The organism is Kitasatospora sp. NPDC085879 (genome assembly GCF_040686255.1).
Lineage (GTDB): Bacteria > Actinomycetota > Actinomycetes > Streptomycetales > Streptomycetaceae > Kitasatospora.
On the sequence record NZ_JBFBJZ010000203.1, the window covers coordinates 1 to 1,277 of the forward strand.

Annotated in this window: 1 protein-coding gene; it reads left to right on the forward strand. The window is 70.0% G+C overall.

Annotation, left to right across the window (positions count from 1 at the left end; translation table 11 throughout):
* Nucleotides 1-715: 715 nt before the first annotated feature.
* On the forward strand, nucleotides 716-1,066 hold the full coding sequence (locus AB0P35_RS42165; RefSeq protein WP_363521924.1) for a hypothetical protein: 351 nt from the start codon (nucleotides 716-718) through the stop codon (nucleotides 1,064-1,066).
* Nucleotides 1,067-1,277: the final 211 nt, after the last annotated feature.

The following is a 1,277-nucleotide window of genomic DNA, read 5'->3' on the forward strand; positions in this document are numbered from 1 at the left end:
TGAGGGGCGTGGCGAGGGCGAGCGAGAGCAGGGCGGCGACGGCGAGGGCCGGCCGGCTGCGTCGGGGCAGTCGCATGACTGTCCTCCTGTGGGGGGTCCGCAGGAACGGAGGGAGGAACGAGGCGCGCCCAGCCGATGGTGACTTAATGTCATGAATCAGTCAATACGTCCAGCATGAGTGAACGCTATTGCCATGACTGGCACTTGACGGAACAACGGGCTCAACTGGGGACTGGGGCAGCGCCTCGGTCGCCACCCGTGGGACCGCACCGTGACCCTGCGAAGCGACGGCGCGAGGGTTATTCACGCTGGTGGGACCGAGTCGCGAGGCTGTGTGCACACCGGCCTGTGCACCCCGGTCGGCCGGCTGCGCATCTGCGCCTCTGGTTCGGTGCGCATGCGCAAGGGGGGTGCGGGTGCGCATCGGGTCGGTGGGCGGCATGTGCACTGGTGGTTGTGCGTGTCCCGGCCAGGGGGCTGTCGCGGGGACCGGCTACTCTGCCTGACCATGGATCGGGGTTTCGACGCGCGGGGAATCAGGGCATCGGACGGAATCGACGCGCGAGGAATCAAGCCCGCGCCCGAGGCGTCGGCCTGCCGGGAGCGCGGGGCCGCACTGCGCGCTGGCGGCCGTGGGCGGCGGCCGGTGTACTGCTCGCGGTCGTGTTCGTCGAAGGCGTATCGGCGGTGCCGCGCGGAGGGGCAGGACAGGGCGGTGGCGGATGCCCTGATTGCCTCGCGCGTCGAAATTCCGGACGGGCCTGATGTCGGCGGCCAGGAGTTGCTGGACCTCGCGGCCGGTGTGCAGCGTGCCGCGGCCCGTTTCCTGGAGAACCTGGGCGACTCCCGCCACGGCGGCATCGACCCGCGTGGTGGCCAGGCGCTGGAGCTGCTCGAGCGCAGCCTCGCCGCCTCCGCCCAGCGCATGCTGCGCACCGCCCACGCCCTGCGCTACGCCATGCTCGCCGACCGACGCCAGGCCGAGGCCGCCGCGGCCGACCCTTCCCAGTGGAACGGATCGGAGAAGAAGCGGACCATTGCAGCAGCAGGTGCGCGCCCGGTGTGAGCTTGCCTGGGAGGCGGTCCCGCAGGGACAAGGCTGAGAGAGAGCCGTCGGGCCTCTCGCGTACGGCCAGGCCCGTAGGTACCCGTCCGGAACCAGTAGCCCCTTCGGCCGCCGTGTCAGAGGACGTTAAGTCCGTTTCTGGATGATCTGGTGTCGCCCGTTCGTGGGTACGGAGTCGTTCAGGCTGACTCCAGTGTCGTGTGCATGATGA